Source organism: Saccharothrix mutabilis subsp. mutabilis, from assembly GCF_039521145.1.
Lineage (GTDB): Bacteria > Actinomycetota > Actinomycetes > Mycobacteriales > Pseudonocardiaceae > Actinosynnema > Actinosynnema mutabilis.
In genome coordinates, this window is the sequence record NZ_BAAABU010000003.1 from 423157 (window position 1) to 446571 (window position 23415).

Below are 23415 nucleotides of genomic sequence, written 5' to 3' on the forward strand. Positions count from 1 at the left end.
CTTAGTCACTATAACTTCAGTGATGACTGAGTTTCATCCTCTCGCGTCACGGGCTTGAAACGCGCCGGGAGCGACATCACCCAAACACCGCCAAGGCGACATCGCCCAACCGCGTTAAACCGCCCAATTGCGGGTTCCTCGTCGTGGTCACGCGGCGCGTTCGTTTCTCGCGTCAACGCGGGATCGCCGCTCGCGAGCATCGCTCGACCTAATGAATCCCTGCACGTCCGACCACGCAGGCCCACCGACGCGGGCACGCGCCGTTGCCGTCCGGATGAATATGCACACCAGCCCGCAACCTGCGCGGGTGGTGTTGCGTTCCGTCACCCCATCTTGCTGAGTGTGACTGTTAGCTTGCGGGCAGCGATGAACGTCCCGTTTGGACACGGTCCGGGAGATGGAGGTTCTGCTGATGAAACGCTTCGCCGCCGCGCTGCTCGGCGCACTCACCGCGACAGCGCTCACCGTCCCGCTCAGCCCCGCCGCGCACGCCGCCGTGGGGGAGGTCGTCGTCTACATCGCGGAGGTCGAGGAGCTGGTGGCCTTCGAGAACCCGCGCGGCTGTTACGAGATCCCGCCGGGCGCGCACGTGATGACCAACCGCACCAACAAGCAGGTGGAGGTCTTCGGCGTGCCCGACTGCGGCGGACCGTTCCCGGCGCCGCCGATCTGGGTCCTGCGGGAGAACTACGGAGGGCACGTGCCGCCGGCCGCGGCCAGCTTCAAGGTGCCGTGAGCCCGGTGGGTGGTGACAACACATCGCTTCGTCGTGGAAAGGGTGCGCGTGTCCGTGGATCTGGTCGTCGTGGGTGTCGGCTACGTCGGGCTGCCGCTGGCCGCCGCCGCTAGCGCCGCCGGCCTGTCGGTCGTCGGCTACGACACCTCGCCGGCCGTCGTGGACACCCTCCGGGCCGGGCGGTCGCACGTGCTGGACGTGTCACACGCGCGGCTGAAGGCGATGCGCGCCAACGGTTTCACCGTGACCGCCGATCCGTCGGTCCTCTCGCGCGCCGACACCGTCGTGATCTGCGTGCCCACCGGGCTCGGCCCGGACGGCGGCCCCGACCTGTCGGCCGTCCGGGCCGCCGCGGCCACCGTGTCCGACCACCTGCGGCCCGGCACGCTGGTGGTGCTGGAGTCGACCAGTTTCCCGGGCACCACCGACGAGGTCGTGCGGCCGGTGTTGGAGCGGCACGGGCTGGTGGCGGGGGAGGACTTCCCGCTGGGGTACTCGCCGGAGCGGATCGACCCGGGCAACCGGCGGCACGGCGTGCGGACCACGCCGAAGGTGGTCAGCGGGCACACCCCGTTGTGCGCCAAGCACTGCGCGGCGTTCTACGGGCGGTTCGTGGACACCGTGGTGGTGGCCAAGGGCACGCGTGAGGCCGAGATGGCCAAGTTGTTGGAGAACACCTACCGGTACGTGAACATCGCGCTGGTCAACGAGATCGCGGTGTTCTGCGACCGGTTGGGCGTGGACGTGTGGGACGTGCTGCGGTGCGCGGCGACGAAGCCGTTCGGGTTCGCCCCGTTCACGCCGGGGTCCGGTGTCGGGGGTCACTGCATCCCCGTCGATCCCCGGTACCTGTTGGACAAGGCCCGCCGCGAAGGGGCGCGGTTGGGTGTGGTCGAGGCGGCGCGGCGGGTGGACGCCGCGATGCCCGGTTACGTGGCGCAGCGGGTGGCGCGGCTGCTCGCCGACGACGGCAGGACCGTTGCGGGGTCACGGGTCCTGCTGCTCGGTGTGGCCTACAAGGCCGACGTGCCCGACACGCGGGAGTCGGCGTCGATCCGCGTGGCGGACGAGTTGGCCGCGTTGGGCGCCCGGATCTCCTACCACGACCCGGTCGCGGGTCCCGTGCCGCGGCTCGGGCCACCGGTGACCGACCTGGACTCCGCTCTGCGCGACAGCGACGCGACCGTCCTGCTCGTCCCGCACGGCGGCTACGACCTGAGCCGGCTGGCCAGGAACGCACGGCTCCTCCTCGACGTCACGGGACGGGTTCCCGGAGGGGAGGTCCAGCGCCTGTAATGCCCGCCGCGCCCGGGGTGACGTACCCGTCACGCGGCTCTGCCATGCCAACTGGTGTAGTGAAGGAGAGTGCAGGGAATGACCACGGCTGTCAGGAACACCCGGCTGGAGAAGCGGTTCGAGAAGTGGGACGTCGACGGCAACGGGATGATCGAGCGGTCGGACCTGGAGTCCGAGGCGCAGCGCATCGTCGCGGCGTTCGGGGAGTCCCCGCAGTCGCCGAACGGGCGCGCGGTGGTGGACTCGTTCCGGTACACGTTCGACTACCTGGCCGAGAAGGCCGGGGTGGGGCCGAACGGGTCGCTGAACCAGGACCAGTTCCTCCAGGTGATCGAGCGCGAGGTGTTCGCGGGCGGTGACGCGGGCTTCGGGCGCGTCGTGCGGCCGATGATCCAGGCCATCCTGAACCTGTGCGACACCGACGGCGACGGTGAGGTCAGCGAGGCCGAGTTCGGCAAGTGGCTGAAGGCGGTCGGGGTGGAGCCGTCGCGGGCCAGGGAGGCCTTCCAGCAGATCGACGCCGACGGCAGCGGTCACCTGTCGGTGGAGGAGTTGGTGCAGGCGGTCAAGGCCTACCACTTCGGCACGCTGGAGGCCGAGCTGCTCGGCTGAGGTCGGGTCGCCGGAGCGGGGTCCCGGGTGCGAGCGGGACCCCGCTCCGGCGTGCGCTTCAGCGGGTGAGGAGGTCGCGGATGGTCTTGACGACGAGGTCCGGGGCTTCTTCGGCCATGAAGTGGCCGCAGTGGACGGTGTCGTGGTCGAGGTGGGTGGCCTGGCGGGCCCAGATGGCGCGGGCGTCGAAGCCGAGCAGCGCGCCCCAGTCCTGTTGGCGGACGGCGACCGGCATGCGCAGCGGGGTGTCGCGGTCGGCGGTGTCGTCCTCGACGTCCACCGTGGCGGAGGCGCGGTAGTCGGCGACGATCGAGGGCACGGCGTCGCGGGACTTGCGCAGGTATTCGGCGCGGACGTCGGGCGGGATGGCGGTGGGGTCCTGGGTCCAGATGTCGAGGAAGTGGCCGAAGAAGTCGTCGGGGGCGGCGGCGATGAGCCGTTCGGGCAGGCCGGGCGGCTGGGCCATGAGGAACAGGTGGAACCCGATGGCGGCGGTGGTGCCGTGCAGGACGTCCCACATGTCGAGGGTGGGCAGGACGTCCAGGGCGGCGAGGTGGGTCACCCGGTCGGGGTGGTCGAGGCCGGTGCGGACGGCGACCAGCGCGCCGCGGTCGTGGCCGACGAGGGCGAAGCGGTCGTGGCCGAGGGCGGCGGCGACCTTGACGACGTCCTGGGCCATGGTGCGCTTGGCGTAGGTGCGGCCGGTGTCGGCGGGTTTGTCGCTGTCGCCGTAGCCGCGCAGGTCGGGGGCGATGACGGTGTGGTCGGCGGCCAGGTCGGCGGCGACGTGGCGCCACATGAGGTGGGTTTGCGGGAAGCCGTGGAGGAGGACGACCGGGGTGCCGGTGCCGCCGGTGGCGACGTTGAGTTCGACGCCGTCGCCGACGGGGACGCGGTGGTGGGTGAAGCCGTTGATGTGCATGGGTCCACGGTGGCGGGGGGCGCTGAGCAACGGGTCAGCGTCCACTGAGCACTAGGGTGGCGGGGGTGGGGTCGGTGCGGTTCGGGGTGCTGGGCCCGCTGGTCGCGTCCGGCCCGCGGGGGCCGTTGGCGTTGCCCGGTCCGCGGCACCGCGCGGTGTTGGCGCGGTTGCTGGTCGCCCGGGGGCGGGTGGTGCCGGTGGAGCGGTTGGTGGCGGACCTGTGGGAGTCGCCGCCGGCCGGGGCGGTGGGTGCGGTGCAGACGTTCGTGTCGGCGTTGCGGCGGGTGCTGGAGCCGGACCGCGCGCCCCGGGCGCCCGCGCGGGTGCTGGTGACCGCGCCGCCGGGGTATGCGCTGGTGGCGGACGAGGTGGACGCTTGGCGCTTCGAGGCGCTGGTGGGTTCTGGTTCGGGCGTGTCTTCGCGGGGTTCGGGCTTGCCTTCGGTTTCGGGTTCGGGCTTGGTTTCTGGTTCGTCGTCGGCCGGTTCGGGTTCGTCGTCGTCGGCGGGTTCGGGTTCGGCGGGTTCGGTCGGTCCCGCGGTGTCGGTGGCGGATTGGGACGCGGCACTGGGGTTGTGGCGCGGTCCGGCGTACGCGGAGTTCGCCGAGCACGCGTGGGCGCGGGCCGAGGCGGGGCGGTTGGCGGAGTTGCGGTTGCTCGCGGTGGAGCGGCGGGCGGCGGCGCTGGTGGGGGAGGGGCGGGCGGCGGAGGCCGTGCCGGACCTGGAGGTGCAGGTCGAGGGGCACCCGTGGCGGGAGGAGTCGTGGCGGCTGCTGGCGCTGGCGCAGTACCACGCGGGTCGGCAGGGTGACGCGCTGCACGTGCTGCGGCGAGCGCGCGACCTGCTGGCGACCGAACTGGGCGTCGACCCCGGCCCCGCCCTGCGCACCCTTGAGTCGAACATCCTGAACCACACCCTCACCCCACCCACACCCGCCGCCCCCGCCGCGTCCGCCCCTGCGTCGGCCGTGGTCGAGTTGGTTGGGCGGGCCGGTGAGTCGGCCGCGCTGGAGGCCGCCGCCGAGTCCGTCGCCGATCGTCCGCGTCTCGTGCTCGTGTCCGGGGAAGCGGGAGTCGGGAAGACCGCGTTGGTCGAGTCCTTCGCCGACCACCTGGCGCGTTCCGGCTGGACCACCGCCCAGGCCGCCAACCCCGACACCCGCGACACCCCCGCCGCCTGGCCCTGGACCCGCCTCCTCGACACCCTCGACGGCCCCCGACCGACCGCGTTCCCCGACCGGTTCCACTGGCACCGCGCGGTCCTCGACCACCTCGCCCGCGCCGCGCCCCTCCTGCTGGTCCTCGACGACCTCCACTGGGCCGGCGAGGAGACCCTCGACCTGCTCACGACCGTCCTCACCCACCCGGCGCGGCTCCTGGTCGTCGCCACCTACCGCGACACCGACCCCGGCCCCACGCTGACCGCCTTCCTCGGCCGCGCCGCCCGCCTCGACCCGACCCGCCTCCACCTGCGCGGACTGCCCCGGGACGCGGTCGCCGAGCTGGTCCGCCGCACCACCGGCCGCGAGGACGGGGCCGACGACGTCCACCGGCGCAGCGGCGGCAACCCGTTCTTCGTCCGAGAGTTGGCCCGCCTGCTCGCCACCGACCCGGACTCGGTTCCCACCGGCGTCCGGGACGTCGTCCGCCACCGCCTCGCCCAACTGCCCGACCAGGTGGGCCGGGTCCTGCGGCACGCGGCGGTCATCGGCACGGACGTCGACCTCGACCTCCTCGACCACCTGCTCGGCGACGCGCTCGACGCCGTGGAAACCGCCACCGAGCGCGGTTTCCTGGTCGAGCACGGTCCGGGCCGCTACCGGTTCGCGCACGTGATCGTCCGCGACACCCTCTACCAGGACCTGTCCCGGGCCCGCCGCGCCCGCCTGCACTCCCGGATCGCCGACGCCGTCGCCCACCTGCACCCCGACGACCCCGCGACCCTGGCCCACCACCTGCTGGCCGCCGGCGACACCAGCGCTCGCGCGGGTCACGCCGCCCGCGCCGCGGCCCACGCCGCCGAAGCCCGGTTCACCCCGCACGAAGCCGCCCGCCTGTTCCGCGCCGCCCTTGACCGCCTCACCGACGTCAACGACCGCCTGGACGTCCTGATGGGCCTGGCCCGCACCGAGGCCGTCACCGGCAACCTGGTCGAGTCCCGCGCCCACCGCGCCGCCGCCCTGGACATCGTAGGATCGTTGAACAATCCTCGCCTCACCGCGCGGGTGATCACCGCCTCCGACACCCCGACCGTCTGGACGACCCCCGACGATCCGACCCTGGCCCGCCGCATCGCCGACGCCGCCGAGACGACACTCGCCGCCGGCACCCGTGAGGGCGGAGACAGCAGGGAGGACGGCCACAGTCGAGAGGTCAGCGGCGCCCGCGAGGTCAGCGGTGCCCGCGAGGTCGGGGACAGCCGGGAGGTCGGGGACAGCAGGGAGGTCAGCGGCACCCGGGAGGTCGGCGACTTCTGGGACGACGCCGAACGCAGCCGGCTGCTCGCCACGATCGCGCTCGAACTGCGCAACACCGGGGGAGCGCGGGCGAGGCAAGCCGCTTGCGAGGCAGAACGGTTGGCGCGGCGGGCCGGTGACCCGGCCACGCTGGCGTTCGCCCTCAACGCCCGGTTCATCCAGTGCTTCGAACGCGCCGGTCTGGCCCGGGAACGGGCGGCGATCGGAGCCGAACTTGTCGACCTCGCCACCCGGCACGACCTGGTGCCGTTCGCCGTGCTGGGCCACCTCATCCTGGTCCAGGCGAACAGCGCCCTGGCCGAGTTCGCGACCGCCGACCACCACGCCACCGAAGCCGACCGCCTGGCCGAGGACCACGGCCTGCCGCTGGTCGGGGTGTTCACCGACGGCTACCGGGCCCTGCGCGCCACGGTGGCGGGTGGGCCGAACCCGTATCCGGCGTTGGCCCGCCGCCTGGCCGGCACCGGTATGACCGGTGTCGACGTCCTGCCGCTGGCCGAGCTGTGCTGGAAGGTCCAGAGTGGACAGGAGGTGGAGCTGGAGGTGACGGACCCGCCGCGCGACCTGCTGTACGAGGCGCGGGCGTGCCTGCGGGCGGTGCAGGCGATCCGGGAGGTTGACCGCGACACCATGACGCGCCTGTACGCCGAACTCCGGCCGGCTGAGCACGAACTCGCGGGAGCGGGCAGCGGGATGCTCACCCTCGGACCGGTGGCGCACTACCTGGGCGACCTCGCGATGGCCGTGGGCAACCCGGACGAAGCCGCCACTCACTACCGCCGCGCCCGAGACCTCGCCCGAAAGGCCGAAGCACCACACTGGACCGCCGCCGCCGAAACCGCCGAACAAGCCGCCGAACGAGCCGCCGAAGCCGCTGAACAAGTCGCCAAGACCGCCGCCCGGGCCAGCAACGCTGCCGCACGACGAGCCAGCGAGACCACCGTCCGAACCGCCGAAGCCGCCGCGCCCGCCAACCCGACCGCGCCCGCCGACCAAACCGCGCCCGCCGACCGAACCGAGGAGCCCGCCGACCGAACCGGCGAGAGTCCTGGCCGAACCGCGTCGGGGTGAGCCCGAGCCACCGTCACGGCACGGCGGTCGGGTGGAAGACCACCGGCAGCTCCGGGTCCATCCCCACCTCCGGCCCGGTGCGCGGCTCGGGGGTGCTGATCAGGATGTTGTAGTGGTTCGGGTGGTGGCAGGCGTCGAAGCCCAGGACCGTCCCCACCAGCCGCCCGTCCACCCGCACCTCGTCGCCCCGGTCGATCACGCCCGCGTTGCCGATCTCCACGAAACCCAGGAACCCCACCCGGTCGATCCGCGCGCCGGGCGTGGTGTCGGTCTGGTCGGTGGTCACCAGCTCGTGCACCTCGCCCTGCCGCACGCACCGGCTCGCGAACGGCTCCAGGCTCATGCCCCGGTCGTCCCGGCGGTGCACGAGCACCTTCACCACCCGGCTGCCCACCGCCCGCTTCGGCCCGTCCTCCAGCATCACGCCGCGTCCTCCGCCACCACGCCGTCCTCCGCCACCACGCCGACCTCCGCCACCACGCCGTCCTCCGCCACCACGCCGTCCTCCAGCATCACGCGCCTTCCCTCCGGTACACCTCGTCCACCAGCGCCAGCACTTCCAGGCCGGGGTCCCGGTACGCCGGCCCCAGCGCGATCGCCCGGGCGAAGTCGGCCAGCACGCCCTCGTACTCGTGCCACAGCGACCCCTTGAACTCCGGGTGGCCGGCGAGCATGTCCGCCCGCCGCACCGACCCGTCCGCCAACCGCACCTCGACGTCCTTCACCTCGCCGGGGTAGGACCAGTCCAGCTCGACCGTCGCCGAGCACCGCCCGCTCCCGGCCAGCTGGAGCAGCGCCTGCCGGTCCACGCCGTCCGCGTCGCGCACGACCTTCGCCGCCACCAGGCGCAACGGCCCGAGGAACAACCGCGCCAGGTCCAGCGCGTTGGGACCGTTGTCGGCGACGCACCCGCCGCCGCTGCGCGCCATGTCCAGGTACCAGCGGTCCCGGCCGACGTGGTCCTCGATGCGCTCCAGGTACCGCACCACCACCGACGACACCGCCACCCCCGCCAAGGCGTCGCGCAACGCCAGCACGTTGCGGTTGTAGCGGCGGTGGAAGGCGGTGAACAGGACACCGCCCCGCCGCGCCAGGTCCTCGCCGTCGGACAGGCGGGTGGCCAGCGGTTTCTCCACGCACAGCGGCAGGCCGGCGGCCAGCACGTCCCGGCCGATGGCGACGTGGGTGTCGTTGGGCGCGGTCACCACGACGGCGTCCAGGTCGCCGTCGGCGAGCATCGCCCGGTGGTGCAGGTAGTCGCGCACGCCGTGCCCGGCCAGCACGTCTCGGTCCACGTCGCACACCGCCACCAGCTCGAACTCCGCCGACCGCTCGATCGCCGCCAGGTAGAACCGGGAGATCACCCCCAACCCGACGACGCCGACCCGGATCACCCGGCCGCTCGCAGGGCCGGTGCGACCGCGCGCAACTCGTCGTACAGCTCCTCCGGCAACGGCACCCCGTGCGCCCGCCGCCACCGCGCCCGCTCGCCCTCCCACCAACCGGGGTAGACCACCGGCGAGCGCGGGTCGACCGGCTCGCAGCCCAGCACGGCGGAGAACAGCCGGTCGGCGTCGACGCCGAACCCGGAGCGCAACCGGTCCGGCGCGATCACCAGGGCCAGCACCCCGATGTCGTCATCCGCCCCGCCACCGGCCGAAGCCGCCGCCCCGCCGCCGCCCGAAGCCGCCGAACCACCGCCGGCCGAAGCCGCCGAGCCGCCGCCGCCCGAACCGCCGCCGCCCGAACCGCCGCCCACCGGGCCCAGCGCGGCCCCCGGCACCAGCGCCGACAGCACCTCCACCAGCAGCCCCAGCCCGAACCCCTTGTACGCACCGGTCTCCGGCGACCCGCCCAGCCACAGCAGCCTCGCCTCGCCCCGGTCGAACGCCGCCGGATCGGTCACCGCCCCGCCCGACTCGTCGGCCAGCCACCCCGGCGGCACCTCCCGACCCTCCCGCGCCGCCGCCCGCACCCGACCGGTCGGCACCACGGTCGTGCTCATGTCCAGCACGAACGGGTGACGCTCGCCCGCCGGGCACGCCAGCGCCAACGGGTTCGTGCCCAGCAACGGCTCCCGCCCGCCCGGCGGGGGAGCGATGCGCTGCCCGCCGCAGTTGGACGCCACCAGCCCGACCATCCCGTGCTCCACCGCCCGCGCCGCGTGGAAGCCCGCGCACCCGATGTGCGTGGCGCCGCGCAGCGACACCAGCCCGACCCCGTGCCGCGCCGCCCGCGCCGCCGCCAGGTCCACCGCCTGCGCCGCCGACCACAGGCCCAACGCGCGCCGGGCGTCGGCGTGCACGCACGCGCCCAGGTCCGCCGTGACCGCCATGTCCGCGGCCGGGTCCGCCCGGCCGGAGGACAGCAGCGGCAGGTACAGCCGGGTCAGGTTGACCAGGCCGTGGGAACTCACCCCGGTCAGGTCGCCGTGGCACAGCGCCCGCGCGGCGACCCGCGCCCGGTCCGGCGGCACCCCCCGGTCGGCGAACACCCCGGTCACGGTCGAGAGCAGGGTCGGGTAGGGCACGACGACGGTCATGTTCCTCCGTTCCGGGCGAACCGCACGACGACCTCCCGCACCACCGCGGAGAACCGGTCCAGCTCCTCCACGTCGGCGAACTCGCCGCGCGCGTGCGCGTTGTTGGCGTGCAGACAACCCGGACCGAGCACCACGGTCCGGGTGTCCGGCACGTCGGCCAGCCAGATGGCGTCACAGGTGAACGCGGGCTCGTGCGCGGGCCAGCGCGGCACGACCGCGTCCAGCAGCGGCACGTCCCGGGCGGGCAGCGCGGGCAGGCCGTGCTTGCGCCACACCAGCCGCGTGATGGCCGCCGCGTCCACGGCGGTGCGGTGGAACGGCGGCACCGTGCGGAACCGGCGGCCGAACTCCGCCAACCCCTCCACCAGCGACCGCTCCAACGCCGTGGTCATCACCCGCGCCGACTCCGTGCTGCCGTAGGACAGGTTGAGCAGCAGTTCGCCGCTGCCGTAGACGCGGTTGTGCATGCGGCCGGTGTGCAGGCCCGCCAGGCACAGCTGCCCGTCTGGCACCCGCACCAGCGACGCCGCCAGGTGCTGGGCCAGGAACCCCAGCAGCACGCTCGCGTTGTGCCCGGCGTGCGGCTGGTCGTCCACCGCGTCCTCGCCGGACACCCGCACGCTCGCGGTCATCGCCGCCGTGCAGCGCGGCAGGTAGCGCAGGCCGGTCGGCTCGCAGAACACGTTGAGCCGCCCGTAGAAGCCCGCCTCCACCAGCGGTCGGGTGCCGAAGGACCCCATCGCGCCGCCCTCCTCGCCGGACACCGCCTGCACCAGCACGCTGACGTCGCGCCCCACCGCCGGGTCGGCCACCGCCGCCCGCAGCCCCGCCAGCAGCGCGACCGCCGGCCCCTTGGCGTCGATCGCGCCCCGCCCCCGGAACCGCGTCCCGTCGAACGACACCGGCTCGAACGGCGCCACGGTGTCCAGATGCACGTTGAACATGACGGACGGCTCGGCCCGGCCGTAGCGCAGCACCAGGCTGGGCTGGCGCTCCAGGAACCCCGGGTCCTCGGCGACGGCCTCCCGCACCACCGCCGGCACGTCCGGCCGGTCCACCGCCGCGGGCGACGCCGGTCCGAAGTGGACGGTGGCGAAGCCGATCTCCTCGGCCGCCGCCCCGAAGGCGCGCATCGCGTCCCACAGCCGCACCTCGGCCGTGGTCTCCAGCGGACCCGCCGTGGGGGTGCGCAGCAGCCCGAGCAGCAGGTCCCGGTCCGGCGCGATCACCGCAGCAAGCCCTCCACCGCCCGGCCCGCCGCCACGAACGCCGCCGCGTCGGGCGCACCGGACACCCCGGGCCGCAGCGACACGTGCGGCTCCAGCGACCACGCTCCGCGGTAGCCGTGGGCGCGCAGGAGGGCGACGCAGTCGGCGACCCGCGCGGCGCCCTGCCCCGGCGGCACGAACCGGTCGCCGACCGCGTCTTTGACGTGCACGTGGACCACGTGCGGCGCGATGCGCTCCAGCAGCGCGTACGCGTCGTAGCCGTGCGGCACGCCGTTGCCGGTGTCGAACAGCAGCCGCAGCCCCGGCGCCTCGGCCAGCAGCTCCAGCGCCCGGTCGGCACCGCCGCCCGCCCACCCCGCGCAGTTCTCGTGCACCAGCACCACGCCCGCCGCCTCGGCCAGCTCGACCAGCGTCGCGACCCGCGTGATCACCCGGTCGCGCCACCGGCGCTCGCCCAGCCCGTCGTTGGGGTAGGACATGATCCGGATGAACGGCGTGCCCAGCGCGTCGCACCGGGCCAGCAGGGTGTCCAGCTCGGCCAGGTCGTCCTCGAACGGCGCGGTGATCGGCCGGGTGAACCCGCCGATCCGCGACGCCAGGCACACCGCCCGCACCCCGCTGTCCGACAGCGCCTTCGCGACCTCGCCGAACTCCCGGTCCGACAGCTCGGCGACCGGCCGGTGGTCGATCGTGCGCAGCTCGATCGCCGACCAGCCCAGCTCGGCGAGCGCGGCGAGCTGGCCCGGGAGGTCGGCCGCCGCTTCGTCGGTGATGCCGGCCAGGACGTCCTCGGCGGGCGGGCCTGGGGGCACGGGCTCAGCGGGCACGGGCTCGGCGGGCACGGGCTCGGCGGGCACGGGCTCAGCGCGCATGGGCGGGGACCTGGTGCTCGGCGCGGGCCGCCGGGACGACCGGCTCGGCGCAGATGTTCTTGGCCACCGACAGCAGCTGCACCACGTCGGTGGCGAACGCGAAGCCCCGCGCGTGCTGGTCGCCGGAGCCGTGGAAGAGCTGGTAGGCCCGGACCACCCACTCGGTGAGCGAGTCGTCGCGCAGCACCTCGTGCCTGCGGTGCCCGTTGACGGTGACGGTCAGCTGCGAGTGGTCGTCGTCGGCGCTGACCGCGAAGTGGCCCACGGCCGTGCCGCGCTCGAACTCCACGGTGATCCGCCGCTCCCGCACCGGCGAGGTCAGGTCGGAGCTGACCTCCGTGCGCGCGCCGTTGTTGTGCCGCAGCCCGACCCGCGCCCCGCCCATCCGGGCCACCACCACGTCGCCGACGACCAGGTCGAACCCGGCCGCGTGGGTGACCCGCGCGTTGCCCGCCAGCCGCAGCGCCAACCCCACCCCGTGCGGCAGCTCCACGTCGAACGCCGTCTGGTGGCTCGGCCGGGTCAGCGACCGCCGGAACCGCGGCTTGTTCTGCACGATCGACACCGACCGCAGCTCACCCAGCCCGCCGCCGCGCACCAGCTCCAGCAGCCGCACGGTCAGCGAACTGGTCAGCCACGGCTCCACCACCGCGATCCGCAGCCCGTGGCGGCGGCGCAGCCGCGTGATGCGCGCCAGGTCGTCGGTGTCGGCGGCCAGCGGCTTCTCCACGATCAGGTTGCGGAACCCCAGCTCGGCCAACTGCCCGATCACCCCGGTGCGCACGCTGGGCGGCGTGCAGACGTGGGCCACCGCGTCGGTCGGGTCCAGCAGCCGCGCCGCCTCGCCGACGCTGCCCGCGGTCACCAGGCCCGGCCGGTCGCCCAGCGCCCGCCGCGGGTCGCACGCCACCACCGGCTCGTCCCCGAACAGCGGCCGGGCGCCCGCCCGCGCCCGCGCCAGCACCGGCAGGTGCAGTTCGGCCCCCGCCCGGCCGAGTCCCACGACGAGTGTCCGCACCATTGCACCCCTGGTGTTCCGAGAGCCCCACACAAGACACACGAATAACCGCGTCCGAATTGATCCATAACGACGTTGTACGAACTCGGCCGTGCTGTCAACCTGGGTTAGCTGAGTTGACCAGGAAGAGTGAACTCGGCAGTGTGCGGACGTCCCCGCACACGCCTGCCATACGCTCCGAACCGTGCTCGCGACAGCGGAGGTGAGTGGGCTGACCGTCCCTTTCTTCACCCAATCCGACACGTTTTCCCGGCTGTGGCCCACAACCCGTCGGCACATTGTCGACATCGCCCGCAACGGCAAGTATTCCCACGGCGCCAAGGTGGCCGAGCTGGAACGCGCGCTGGCCGACTACACCGGCGCGAAGCACGTCGTGGGAGTGGGCAGCGGCACCGACGCGCTGGTCCTGCTGCTGCGCGCGTGCGGCCTGCGCCCCGGTGACGAAGTGGTCGTGCCCGCGTTCTCCTTCATCGCCACCGCCTCCTCGGTCGTGCTGGCCGGCGGGCGGCCGGTGTTCGCCGACATCGAGCCCGACGGTTACGGCCTCTGCGCCGCCTCGGTGGCCGCCGTCGCCGGGCCGCGCACCCGGTTCGTCATGCCCGTGCACCTGTTCCACCACCCCGCCGACATGACCGCGCTCGCGTCGCTGGGCCTCACCGTCGTGGAGGACAGCGCCGAGGCGATCGGCATGCGCCACGGCGGCGTCCACGCCGGACTGCTGGGCGCCGGGGGAGTGCTGTCCTTCTTCCCCACCAAGACGTTGGGCGCGATCGGCGACGCCGGCGCGGTGCTCACCGACGACCCCGGCATCGCCGACACCGTCGCCGCGCTGCGCCACCACGGCCGCTTCGGGCCCACGCTCGGCGACTTCCCCGCGATCAACACCACCACCGGCGTGGCGGGCCAGAACTCCAAGATGGACGACCTTCAGGCCGCCGTGCTGCTGGCCAAGCTCGGCCGGCTGGAGACCGACGTGCGCCGCCGCGCCGCGCTGGCCGACCGCTACGCCGAGCGGCTGGCCGGCGTGCCGGGCGTGCGCAAGCTGCCGGTCGCCCGGCCCGGCGTGCGGGGCGTGTTCTACGTCTACGTCATCGAGGTCGACCGGCGCGACGAACTGGCCGCGCACCTGGCCTCGCGCGGGGTGGCGACCGAGGTGTACTACCCGACGCCTTTGCACCTGCAACCGTGTTTCGCCGAACTCGGCCACCGGCCGGGCGATTTCCCGCACGCCGAAGCCGCGTGCCGGCACACCCTCGCATTGCCGCTCTACCCGGATTTGCCGTTCTCCGCCGTGGACCGCGTTTGCGCGGAAATCGCCGATTTTCCGAGCGGGAGGACCGCGTGAGCATCCCGTTCTTCCCGCCGGACCTGTTCGACGTCGAGGAGTTGCTCGACCTCGTGCACGAGGTCGGGACCGCGCCGGAACAGCGGTTCATCCTCGGCGCGCGCACCGCCGAGTTCGAATCCGCGATGCGCGAATCCCTCGGCGTGGCCGACGCCGTCGCCTGCGGCAGCGGCACCTCCGCGCTGACCCTGCTGCTGCACGCGCTGGACGTGGGCCCCGGCGACGAGGTCATCGTCCCCGCCTACGGGTGCGCGCCGCTGGCCGCCACGCCCGTGCTGCGCGGCGCGACCCCGGTGTTCGCCGACGTGGACCCGTGGACGATGGTCGTGGACCCCGTCGAGGTGGAGAAGCTGGTCACCGGCCGCACCAAGGTGATCATGCCCGCGCACATGTTCTCGGTGATGGCCGACATGCCCGCCCTGCGCCGCGTCGCCACCGACGCCGGCGTGCGGCTGCTGGAGGACAGCGCCGTCGCGCAGGGCGGGGTGCTGGCCGGGCGGCCCGCGGGCACCTGGGGCGACGCGGGCGTGTTCTCGTTCGTGCAGGTCAAGACGTTCGGCATGCCCGGCGAGGGCGGCATGGTCGTCACCGGCGACCCCGCGCTGGGCCGGGCGGTGCGGATGCTGCGCAACCACGGCCAGGACGGCCGGACCCGGTTCCTGCACCACCGCGTCGGCCACAACAGCCGGTTCGACGAGCTGATGGCCGCCTTCCAGCTGCGCAGGCTGGAAGGCCTGCCGGGGCGCCTGGAGCGCCGCGCCCGCATCGGCGACCACTACACCGAGCGGTTCACCGGCCTGCCCGGCGTCCTGCCCCCGCCACCCGGCCGCGACGGGCGGTGCTTCTACGTCTACTCGCTGCTCGCCGAGCACCGCGACGACCTGCGCGACCACCTGGCCGCCGCCGGCATCGGCTCCCACGTCTACTACCGCGACCCGCTGCCGGCGCAACCCGCGTTCGCGGCGTACGCGCCCGACCGCGACTGGCCGGGCGCGCGGCACGCCTGCCGCCGGCAACTGGCCATCCCCGTGTACCCGCACCTGACCGACGCCCAGGTCGAGCACATCGCCGACGAGGTGCGCCGCTTCGCACTGTCCCGAGGAGCCCGATGACCACGCTCGCCCCGCCCGGCCGCGTCCGCGCGTACGTCCGGCTGGCCAAGCTCGACATCCTCGACTACTACCTCGGCGTCCTGGTCGTGTGGTCGCTGCTGCCCGCCGACCTGCGCCTGGACGGCCTCGTGCTGGCCACGATGGCGATCTTCCTGATCGGCGAGGTCGTCGTCATGGCGGCGATGGTCGCCCTCGACGACCTCACCGGGTTCCGCGACGGCAGCGACATCACCAACTACGCCCCCGACGACCCGCGCCGCCGCCTCGAACGCAAACCGCTGGTCGCCGGCACCCTCACCGAACGCCAGGTCGTGCGGTTCGCGTGGATCACCTGCGTCGTCGGCGCGGCGCTCTGGCTGGCCGCCGTCGCCATCGCACCCCACCGGCCACAGTGGACGGTCCTCGTCATCGCGGTCACCTACTTCTTCTCCGTGCAGTACTCGTGGGGCGTCAAGCTCAGCTACCACGGGTTCCAGGAGTTCTTCCTCGCCGGCCTCGGCTTCGCGGTCGTCCTCGCCCCCTACGGCCTGGCCACGGGCGCCCTCGACGGCAACGTGGTCGTCCAGGCCCTGCTGTTCGGCATGGGGCCGCTGCTGTTCGGCGTCTACTCCAACACCAACGACGTCGAGGGCGACCGCCGCGTCGGCCGGCCCACCGTCGCCGCCCTGACCACCCCGCGCGGCAACATGCGGTTCGTCATCGCCCTGTCCGCCCTGGAGACCGCGCTCGTCCTCGCCGCGCCGTTGCTCGGCGCGCCCTGGTGGTTCGGGCTCGCGCTGCTGCCCACGATCCTCATGCGGGTCAACCAACTGCGCGTCGGGTTCGCCGACGGCGACATCCTGCGCGCCCGCCGCCTGGGCATCCGCACCCACCGCGTCACCGTGGTCGCGCTGATCGTGGTGAACCTGCTGTGAGGCCGGACGCCGACGTCGTCGTGGTGGGCGCCGGCATCGCCGGGCTCACCGCCGCCCACGAGCTGCGCCGCGCCGGCCGCGACGTGCGGGTCCTGGAAGCCGCCGACCACGTCGGCGGGCGCATGACGACCCTGCGCCGCGACGGGTTCCTCATCGACACCGGCGCCGAGCAGCTGCCCACCCGCGGCTACCCGGCCACCTGGGAACTGCTGGCCCGCCTCGGCCTGGGCCGCGGCGACGCGCCCCGCATCCGCCGCCACCTCGCCGTGTGGCGCGCCGGCCGCGCCCGCCCCGGCCTGGCCCACCCGCGCGGCCTGCTCACCGGCGCGGGCCTGCCCGTCGCCGCCCGCCGCGCGCTGGTCCGCCTGCTCGGCGACCCGCACGACCTGGACCACCCCGAGCACGGCCCGCACGACACCGTCGCCGCCTACGCCGCCGCCCGCCACCCCGACCTGCTGCGCTACCTGTGCCAGCCGGTGGTGTCCGGGTTCTTCGGCTGGGACCCCCAGCGCTCCGCCGTCGCGCCCCTGCTCGCGATCCTCACCTCCTGCGGCACCACCCGCTCCTGGCGCACCTACCGCGACGGCATGGACACCTTCGCCCGCGCGCTGGCCGCCGACCTCGACGTGGAGTGCGGCGTGCGCGTGGACGGGGTCGTCGCCGAACCGGGCGGCGCGCGGGTCGTCCGCGGCGCGGAGGAGATCCGGGCCCGCGCCGTCGTGCTGGCCGTGCCCGCGCCCGTCGCGCGCCGCCTGCACGCCAACCCGCCCGACCACGAACGGCCCTACCTCGACGCCTGCACCTACACACCGGTGCTCAAAGCCCACCTCATGCTCGACACCCGGCCCCGGTCGGGCAACTACGTGCTGCTGGTGCCGTCGGTGGAGAGCGCCGCCCTGTCCACGATCATCCTCGACCACGTCAAGCACCCCGGCCGCGCGCCCGCCGGCCGCGGCCTGGTCAGCCTCATGGCCGCCCCCGCCGCCACCCGGAGCCTGCTCGACGCCCCCGACCACGAGGTCGTCACCGCGCTCACCACCGCCGCCGAGCGGTTCCTGCCCGGGGTCGGCGCGGTGCGCGACGCCGTGGTCAGCCGGTTCCGCCACGGCCTGCCCGAGGCCACACCCGCCGCGCTGGCGCTGCGCGCCGCGTTCGCCGAGCGCCTGGGCGGGGTCGTGGACTACGCCGGCGACTGGGTCGGGCTGGTGCCGTGCAGCGAGGCCGCCGTGCGGTCCGGCCGGCGGGCCGCCGCCCGGGTGCTGGCCGCCGCCCCCAGGAGGCAACCCGTATGAGGCCGCACGACATGGGCACCCTGTTCGACCGGGTCGCCGCCCGCCACCCGCACACCTCCGTCGTCCTGGACCGGCCCTTCGACATCGCGCCGCACCTGGGCACCGCGTTCACCGTCGGCCAACTCGCCGCCCTGGTCCGGGAAGCCGCCGGGTGGCTGTTCGCCGCCGGCGCGCGGCCCGGCGACCGGGTCGCGGTGGTCAAGCGCAACCACTACGACTACGACCTGCTGGCGTGCGCGGCCATCCGCATCGGCGCGCTGCCCGCCCTGCTCTCCGGCCACCTGCCCGACGACACCCTGGAAATCCTGCTCAAACGCCTGGACCCGGCGGTCCTGGTGACCGACCGCGCGGTGCCGCCGCACGCCGCGCGGCGCGTGCTGTCGCTGGGGGAGGGGCCGTTCACCCTCGACCACGTGCGCGGCGCGCCCGCCCCGCCGCCGTGGCGCCGCCGCGACGACGACCCGCTGATCGTCAACCACACCTCCGGCACGACCGGCGTCCCCAAGCTCGTCGTCCACACCACCACCACGCTGGTCAAGAAGCTCGCGCGGTTCGAGTCGCTGCGGTTCCCGGTCGTCGGCCTGCGCCGCGACGACGTGGTCGCCAACGCATCCGCCTACGCCCACGGCCGCGCGTTCTGCTGGACCGGCAGCGTGTTCTGCCTGCGCCCGCGCGGGATCGTCCTGCTCAGCGACCCCGCCGCCGCCCCCGCCCTGCTCCGCGCCCACCAGCCCACCGTGGTCGAGGCGCTGCCCTCGGCCTACGTGCGCTGGCAGCCCCTGGCCCGCACCCGCGACAACCCGTTCCGCCGCGTCCGGCTGTTCATCAGCACCTACGACGCCATGCACCCGCCGGTCATGCGCACCATGCTCAACGCCTCCCGCCACAAACGCCCGCTGTGGATGCAGGGCTGGGGCCAGACCGAGACCGGGCCGCTGACCTTCCGCTTCCTCACCCGCGCCGCCGCCCGCCGCGAACCCACCGCCCGCGACCTCGGCCGCCCGGTGCCCCTGAAGACCCGGCTGCGCGTGGTGGACCCGCTGACGCTCAAACCCGTGCCGCGCGGCGCCCCCGGGCTCGTGCTGGCCCGCACCGCCGCCCGCTGCGCCGGGTACGTCGGCGAGCAGGACCGGTGGCAGCTCAAGCTCGCCGGCCGCTGGTGGAACACCGGCGACCTGGCCGTGCGCACCCGCTCGGGCCGGGTCCTGCTGCTGGACCGCGAGGTGGACACCGTGCCGGGCATGAGCTGCCTGGAGGTCGAGGACGTCGTGGAGGACCGGCTGCCCGAGGTGCTCGAATGCGTCGTCCTCGGCTGCACCGGACGGCCGCCGCTGCCCGTCCTGGTCACCGCCGACGGCCTGCTCGACCCCGCCCGCTGGTGGTCCGCGGTGGCCGACCTGCCGCCGCTGTCCGCCCCGCGCGTCCTGGCGTGGGACGACGTGCCCCGCACCGGCACCGGCAAGGTGCGGCGGCTGGAACTGCTCACCCGGCTGCTCGGGCCGGCCGAGACCCACGGGACGGGACGGTGGACGTGACCACGACCGGGTACGTGTTCGACAACCACAGCCTGCACGCGGCCGAGCAGCACCGGTGCCTGGCCGCCGCCCACGACCCGGCCACCTTCGCCCGCCTCGCCCAGACCGGCGTGCGCAAGGGGTGGCGGTGCCTGGAGGTCGGGGCGGGCGGCGGCAGCGTCGCGCACTGGCTCGCCCTGCGGTCGGGGTCCGTGCTGGCCACCGACGTCAAACCCGACCACGTCGCGCCCGCGCCCGGCCTCACCGTCACCCGCCACGACGTGGTCCGCGACCCGCTGCCCGAGGACGAGTTCGACCTCGTCCACGCCCGGCTGGTGCTCCAGCACCTGCCCGAGCGGGAAGCGGTGCTGCGCAAGCTGGTCCGCGCCCTGCGGCCCGGCGGGTGGCTGCAACTCGACGAGTACGACAAGACCTACGGGCCCGTCCTGCTCGCCCCCGACGACGAGTCCGCCCGCCTGTACGAGAAGTTCCTGGCCGCCAAGGAACGCGTGTTCGCCGAGGCCGGCTCGGACGGCGCGTGGGGCCGGCGGGTCGCGGCGTCGATGGTGGCCGCCGGGCTGGTCGAGGTCGATCCCGTCCCGGTGGTCCACCCGTGGCGGCCGGACTCGCCCGGCGTGCGGCTGCTCGTCGGGCTCACCCACCAGCTGCGGGACCGGCTCGTCGCCGCCGGCCTGACCGACGACGACCTGCGCCGCGTGCGGGACGTGCTGGCCCACCCCGGGTTCCGGGCGTGTTCGAGCGTGTTCTACTCCGTGCGGGGACGGCGTCCGGCATGACCACCACGCTGGACACCATCCCCTGGGCCGGGCCGGTGGACCTGCCCCTGGCCGGCGAACTGGACGTGCAGGCGGCGTGCGGCCTGATGCACGTCCACGGCCGCCGCTTCGGCCGCCCCACCCGGCTGGGCCTGGACTACGCCGCCATCACCGCCGCCGAACTCGCCGACACCGGTGCGACGGCGGTGGCCCTGGCCCGCGCCCGCGGCCTGGCGCTGCGCGCGGCGACCACGTCGGTGGCCCAGGCGGCGCTGCTCGCGGTGGCGCAGTACCTCGCCGCCGCCGGGACCGGGCGGTTCGAACCCGGCGGGCCGCCGTTCGTCTCCGCCGACGGCGTCGCGTTCGAGCTGGAAGCCCTGGACGCGGAGGTGTGGCGGCGGTTCTGGGCCGCCCTGGACGCCCACCCGCCGGCGGTCGCGCAGGGGTGGCGGCCGTTCCAGGAGCGCTTCGCCACCGCCACCTGCCCGCTGCCGCCCGACCTCACCGCCGCGACCGCCCGCACCCCGATCGACGTGCTGGAGAACACCGCCCGCGCCACCGGCACGACCCTGGTCCGGGTCTCGGGCCGCGCGATCGACGACCTCCCGCCCTTCACCCTCACCCCCCTCGGCCCCACCGCACCCCTCCCGGCGGCCGACCTCGCGCTGCCCACCGCCGCGCCCCGCACGCCGCCGGCCGACCTCGCGCTGCCCGCCCAGCGCGGCGACCGGGCGGGCGGTGAGCTGCCGCTGTCCGGGGTGCTGGTGGTCGAGTCCTGCCGCCGGGTGCAGGGCCCGCTGGCCGGGCACCTCCTGCGGCTGCTCGGCGCGACCGTCGTGCGCGTCGAACCGCCCGGCGGCGACCCGGCGCGCGGCGTGCCCCCGCTGGCCGGCGGCACCTCCGCCCGGTTCCTCGCGCTCAACCACGGCAAGTCCACCGTCGAGATCGACCTCGCCACCGTCGCCGGCCGCCTGGACCTGCTCGACCTGCTCGCCCGCGCCGACGTGTTCCTGCACAACTGGGCCCCCGGCAAGGCCGCGGCGTGGGCGCTGCGCCCCGCCGACGTCGCCCGCGTCCGGCCCGGCATCGTCTACGCCCACGCCTCCGGCTGGGGCGACGCCCTGGGCCCGAACCCGCCGCTGGGCACCGACTTCGTCGTCCAGGCCCACGCCGGCGTCCCACCGTCGCTGATGACCCTGGTCGACGTGTTCGGCGGCCTGGTCGCCGCGCACGGCGTCGTCGCCGGGCTGCTGCGCCGCCACCGCACCGGGCGCGGCCGGTCCGTGGCGTCCTCGCTGCTGTCGGCCGCGTCCCGGCTCAACGCCCGCGCCCGCGGCCGGTGCGCCGCGCCGCTGACCGTGCCGGTGTGCACCGACCTCGCCGCGCTCGCCCACGACCCCCGCTTCGCCCGCGCCCTGCACCGCGTCCCGTGCCCGGTGCCGCTCTCGCCGTGGGAGTTCCTCCGATGACCTGGCGCTCCACCACCGGCCTGGAACTGGCCGACCTCGTCCCCGCCGACCTGCGCCGCGCGTGGGTCGCCGCCGGCCACTGCCCCGACCGCGACCTGCACACCCTGTTCCGCCACCGCGTCCGCCGCCACCCGCGCCGCACCGCCGTCGTGGACGAACGCGGCAGCCTGGACTACGCCACCCTCGACGCGGAGGTCCGCGGCCTGGCCGGCGCGCTGCCCGCGTTCGGGCCGCACGACGTCATCGGCATCCGCGTGCCCAACGGCCGCGACGCCGTCATCGCCGAACTCGCCGTCGCCGCGATCGGCGCGGTGGCGCTGCCGTTCGCGGGCGGCCTGGCCGACGCCACGAGCCTGCTCGCCCGCGCCCGCGCCACCGCGCTGATCACCGACGCCCCCGTGCCGCCCGGCCTGACCCACCTGCGCCGCGTCGTCCCGCCCACCGCGCGCGGCCCCGAACGCGACCCCGAACCCGTCGACCCCGAGGCCCCGGCCCGCATCCTGGTGTCCTCCGGCTCCGAGGCCGAGCCGAAGATGGTCGCCTACTCGCACAACGCCTTCGCCGGCGGACGCGGCAACTACCTGCGCGCCGTGCACGGCGACACCCGCGTGTGGCGGGACCTCGTGCTGGTGCCGCTGTCCTCCGCGTTCGGGTCGTTCGGGGCCACGATCACGCTGTGCCGCTTCGGCGGGACCCTGCTGCTGCAACGCCGCTTCGACGCCGCCGCCGCGCTGCGCGTGATCGCCGCCCACCGCCCGACCCACGTGTTCGGCGTCCCGGCGATGCTGCGCCGCCTGGCCGACGGGGCGTCCACAGTGGACACCTCGTCGGTGAAGGCGTTGGTGTCCAGCGGAGACGCCCTGCCGCTGCCGACCCTGGAGGCGTGCCGCTCGGCGTTCGGCGTGGACGTGGTCAACGTCTACGGCTCCTCCGACGGCGTCAACTGCCACACCACCACACCCGAGCGCGGCGTGGGCCGCCCCGACCCCGCCGTGACCGACATCCGGGTCGTGGCCGGCGAGATCTGCGCCCTGGGCCCGATGACCCCGCTGTGCCACGTTGCCGCGCCGTCCCCGCGCCTGCCCGGCGGCTGGGTGCGCACCGGCGACCAGGGCCGGTTCGACGAGACCGGCGCCCTGCACGTCGAGCGCCGGCTGCGCCGGGTCGTCATCCGCGGCGGCTACACCATCAGCCCCGCCGAGGTCGAACAGGCGCTGGTCGCGCACCCGGCGCTGTCGGAGGTGGCGTGCGTGCCCGTCCCCGACCCCGACCTGGGGCAACGCCTGTGCGCCTGCGTCCGCCCCCGCCCGGGCCACCCGCCACCCGACCTGCCCCAGCTCACGTCGTTCCTCGCGCGCCACCAGGGCGTCACCCCGCACAAACTGCCCGAGTACCTGCTCGTGCTGCCCGAGTTCCCGGTGGCGCACACCGGGAAGGTCTGCCTGCGCACCCTCACCCGACTGGCCGCCGAACGCCACGGAGGAACCCCATGACCCTCGACCCCCTGGCCGGCCCCGGCTACCACGCCCTGGTCGCCCTGTCCAAGGCCGTGGACGCGGACAGCCCCCTGCCGGTGGGCCTGCTGGAACTGGTCCGGCTGCGCTGCTCCCAGCTCAACGGCTGCACCTACTGCATCCGCCTGCACACCCGCCAGGCGCTGGAAGCGGGGGAGCGGCGCGCGGACGTGGTCGCCGACCACCACACCCACCCGCTGTTCACCCCGGCGGAACGCTCCGCCCTCGCCCTGGCCGAGGCCGTCACCCTGGTCCACGAGGGCCGGGTGCCCGACGAGGTCCTCACCGCCGCCATCCGCGACCACGGCGAACCCGGCGCCCAGAGCCTGATCTGGGTCAGCCTGGTGACCAACGCCTTCAACCGCCTGGCGATCAGCACCCGCCTGACCTGATCACCGCCCCGTCAGACCCACCACGGGCGCGGGCGTGCCGCCGAACGCGCCGCCCAGGTCGACCGCCAGCAACCACCCGCACCCGCCGGCCACCGCGACCGCGCCGCACACCGCCACCACCCGAGCGGCCCGCACCCGCGCCAGAACGGCCATCGCGACCACCCCGACCGCCAACCCGACCACCGTCGGGTCGACCACGTCGGAGCGGGCCGCCCCACCCGACAGGAACGGCGCCACCACAGCGGCGACGGCACCGACGAACGTCACGCACCTCAGCATGTCCGGGACCTCCCGGCGGCTGAGACGCAAAGA

21 protein-coding genes are annotated in these 23415 nt (G+C 74.8%); 13 read left to right on the forward strand and 8 right to left on the reverse strand.

Annotated features, from left to right (window positions below; all coding sequences use genetic code 11):
• Window positions 1-397 precede the first annotated feature (397 nt).
• The 3 genes from ABD126_RS09560 (at window position 398) to ABD126_RS09570 (ending at window position 2644) form a co-directional block, all read left to right on the forward strand.
• A complete protein-coding gene (locus ABD126_RS09560; protein WP_343933351.1) occupies window positions 398-736 on the forward strand; it encodes a hypothetical protein in 339 nt (112 codons plus the stop codon).
• A gap of 48 nt (window positions 737-784) precedes the next feature.
• On the forward strand, window positions 785-2032 hold the full coding sequence (locus tag ABD126_RS09565; protein WP_343933353.1) for a nucleotide sugar dehydrogenase: 1248 nt from the start codon (window positions 785-787) through the stop codon (window positions 2030-2032).
• A gap of 78 nt (window positions 2033-2110) precedes the next feature.
• Window positions 2111-2644 (forward strand): EF-hand domain-containing protein, encoded by a 534-nt coding sequence (locus tag ABD126_RS09570; RefSeq protein ID WP_343933354.1) that lies wholly within the window; start codon window positions 2111-2113, stop codon window positions 2642-2644.
• A gap of 58 nt (window positions 2645-2702) precedes the next feature.
• Here ABD126_RS09570 and ABD126_RS09575 read toward each other — a convergent pair whose 3' ends face one another.
• Window positions 2703-3566: an alpha/beta fold hydrolase gene (locus ABD126_RS09575; protein ID WP_343933355.1), complete on the reverse strand. Its 864-nt coding sequence runs from the start codon at window positions 3564-3566 to the stop codon at window positions 2703-2705.
• A gap of 65 nt (window positions 3567-3631) precedes the next feature.
• Between ABD126_RS09575 and ABD126_RS09580 the strand changes: the two genes are divergently transcribed.
• On the forward strand, window positions 3632-7114 hold the full coding sequence (locus tag ABD126_RS09580) for an ATP-binding protein (RefSeq protein ID WP_425542771.1): 3483 nt from the start codon (window positions 3632-3634) through the stop codon (window positions 7112-7114).
• A gap of 13 nt (window positions 7115-7127) precedes the next feature.
• Here ABD126_RS09580 and ABD126_RS09585 read toward each other — a convergent pair whose 3' ends face one another.
• The 6 genes from ABD126_RS09585 to ABD126_RS09610 all read right to left on the reverse strand — a co-directional run bounded on the left by ABD126_RS09585 (window position 7128) and on the right by ABD126_RS09610 (window position 12778).
• Complete coding sequence (locus ABD126_RS09585; protein ID WP_343933626.1) at window positions 7128-7535, reverse strand: DUF6917 domain-containing protein; 408 nt, start codon at window positions 7533-7535, stop codon at window positions 7128-7130.
• A gap of 91 nt (window positions 7536-7626) precedes the next feature.
• The gene (locus ABD126_RS09590; RefSeq protein WP_343933356.1) at window positions 7627-8508 is read right to left on the reverse strand and encodes a Gfo/Idh/MocA family protein; all 882 of its coding nucleotides are present in this window, start codon (window positions 8506-8508) and stop codon (window positions 7627-7629) included.
• Window positions 8505-9656: an Ldh family oxidoreductase gene (locus ABD126_RS09595; RefSeq protein WP_343933357.1), complete on the reverse strand. Its 1152-nt coding sequence runs from the start codon at window positions 9654-9656 to the stop codon at window positions 8505-8507. The genes ABD126_RS09590 and ABD126_RS09595 overlap by 4 nt, the downstream gene beginning before the upstream one ends.
• Window positions 9653-10885, reverse strand: coding sequence for a M20/M25/M40 family metallo-hydrolase (locus tag ABD126_RS09600; protein ID WP_343933358.1), 1233 nt, complete (start codon window positions 10883-10885; stop codon window positions 9653-9655). The genes ABD126_RS09595 and ABD126_RS09600 overlap by 4 nt, the downstream gene beginning before the upstream one ends.
• Window positions 10882-11757 (reverse strand): sugar phosphate isomerase/epimerase family protein, encoded by an 876-nt coding sequence (locus tag ABD126_RS09605; protein WP_343933359.1) that lies wholly within the window; start codon window positions 11755-11757, stop codon window positions 10882-10884. Before ABD126_RS09605 ends, ABD126_RS09600 begins: the two co-directional genes overlap by 4 nt.
• A complete protein-coding gene (locus ABD126_RS09610; protein WP_343933360.1) occupies window positions 11747-12778 on the reverse strand; it encodes a Gfo/Idh/MocA family protein in 1032 nt (343 codons plus the stop codon). The genes ABD126_RS09605 and ABD126_RS09610 overlap by 11 nt, the downstream gene beginning before the upstream one ends.
• 181 nt (window positions 12779-12959) lie before the next feature.
• On the opposite strand from ABD126_RS09610, the gene ABD126_RS09615 reads away from it, so the two are divergent.
• From ABD126_RS09615 to ABD126_RS09655, 9 genes are read left to right on the forward strand one after another with little or no spacing between them, the layout of a single operon-like run.
• The gene (locus tag ABD126_RS09615) at window positions 12960-14120 is read left to right on the forward strand and encodes a DegT/DnrJ/EryC1/StrS family aminotransferase (protein ID WP_343933361.1); all 1161 of its coding nucleotides are present in this window, start codon (window positions 12960-12962) and stop codon (window positions 14118-14120) included.
• On the forward strand, window positions 14117-15232 hold the full coding sequence (locus ABD126_RS09620) for a DegT/DnrJ/EryC1/StrS family aminotransferase (protein ID WP_343933362.1): 1116 nt from the start codon (window positions 14117-14119) through the stop codon (window positions 15230-15232). The genes ABD126_RS09615 and ABD126_RS09620 overlap by 4 nt, the downstream gene beginning before the upstream one ends.
• Window positions 15229-16146 (forward strand): UbiA family prenyltransferase, encoded by a 918-nt coding sequence (locus ABD126_RS09625; protein ID WP_343933363.1) that lies wholly within the window; start codon window positions 15229-15231, stop codon window positions 16144-16146. The genes ABD126_RS09620 and ABD126_RS09625 overlap by 4 nt, the downstream gene beginning before the upstream one ends.
• On the forward strand, window positions 16143-17438 hold the full coding sequence (locus ABD126_RS09630; RefSeq protein WP_343933364.1) for a protoporphyrinogen/coproporphyrinogen oxidase: 1296 nt from the start codon (window positions 16143-16145) through the stop codon (window positions 17436-17438). The genes ABD126_RS09625 and ABD126_RS09630 overlap by 4 nt, the downstream gene beginning before the upstream one ends.
• The gene (locus ABD126_RS09635; RefSeq protein ID WP_343933365.1) at window positions 17435-18973 is read left to right on the forward strand and encodes a class I adenylate-forming enzyme family protein; all 1539 of its coding nucleotides are present in this window, start codon (window positions 17435-17437) and stop codon (window positions 18971-18973) included. The genes ABD126_RS09630 and ABD126_RS09635 overlap by 4 nt, the downstream gene beginning before the upstream one ends.
• On the forward strand, window positions 18964-19749 hold the full coding sequence (locus ABD126_RS09640; protein ID WP_343933366.1) for a class I SAM-dependent methyltransferase: 786 nt from the start codon (window positions 18964-18966) through the stop codon (window positions 19747-19749). Before ABD126_RS09635 ends, ABD126_RS09640 begins: the two co-directional genes overlap by 10 nt.
• Window positions 19746-21197 carry a CoA transferase gene (locus ABD126_RS09645; RefSeq protein ID WP_343933367.1) on the forward strand — a complete coding sequence of 484 codons (1452 nt, stop codon included), beginning with the start codon at window positions 19746-19748 and terminating at the stop codon, window positions 21195-21197. The genes ABD126_RS09640 and ABD126_RS09645 overlap by 4 nt, the downstream gene beginning before the upstream one ends.
• A complete protein-coding gene (locus ABD126_RS09650) occupies window positions 21194-22690 on the forward strand; it encodes a class I adenylate-forming enzyme family protein (protein ID WP_343933368.1) in 1497 nt (498 codons plus the stop codon). The genes ABD126_RS09645 and ABD126_RS09650 overlap by 4 nt, the downstream gene beginning before the upstream one ends.
• Window positions 22687-23103, forward strand: coding sequence for a carboxymuconolactone decarboxylase family protein (locus tag ABD126_RS09655; RefSeq protein WP_343933369.1), 417 nt, complete (start codon window positions 22687-22689; stop codon window positions 23101-23103). The genes ABD126_RS09650 and ABD126_RS09655 overlap by 4 nt, the downstream gene beginning before the upstream one ends.
• Here ABD126_RS09655 and ABD126_RS09660 read toward each other — a convergent pair whose 3' ends face one another.
• Window positions 23104-23370, reverse strand: a complete 267-nt coding sequence (locus ABD126_RS09660; RefSeq protein ID WP_343933370.1) for a hypothetical protein — start codon at window positions 23368-23370, stop codon at window positions 23104-23106.
• Window positions 23371-23415 lie beyond the last annotated feature (45 nt).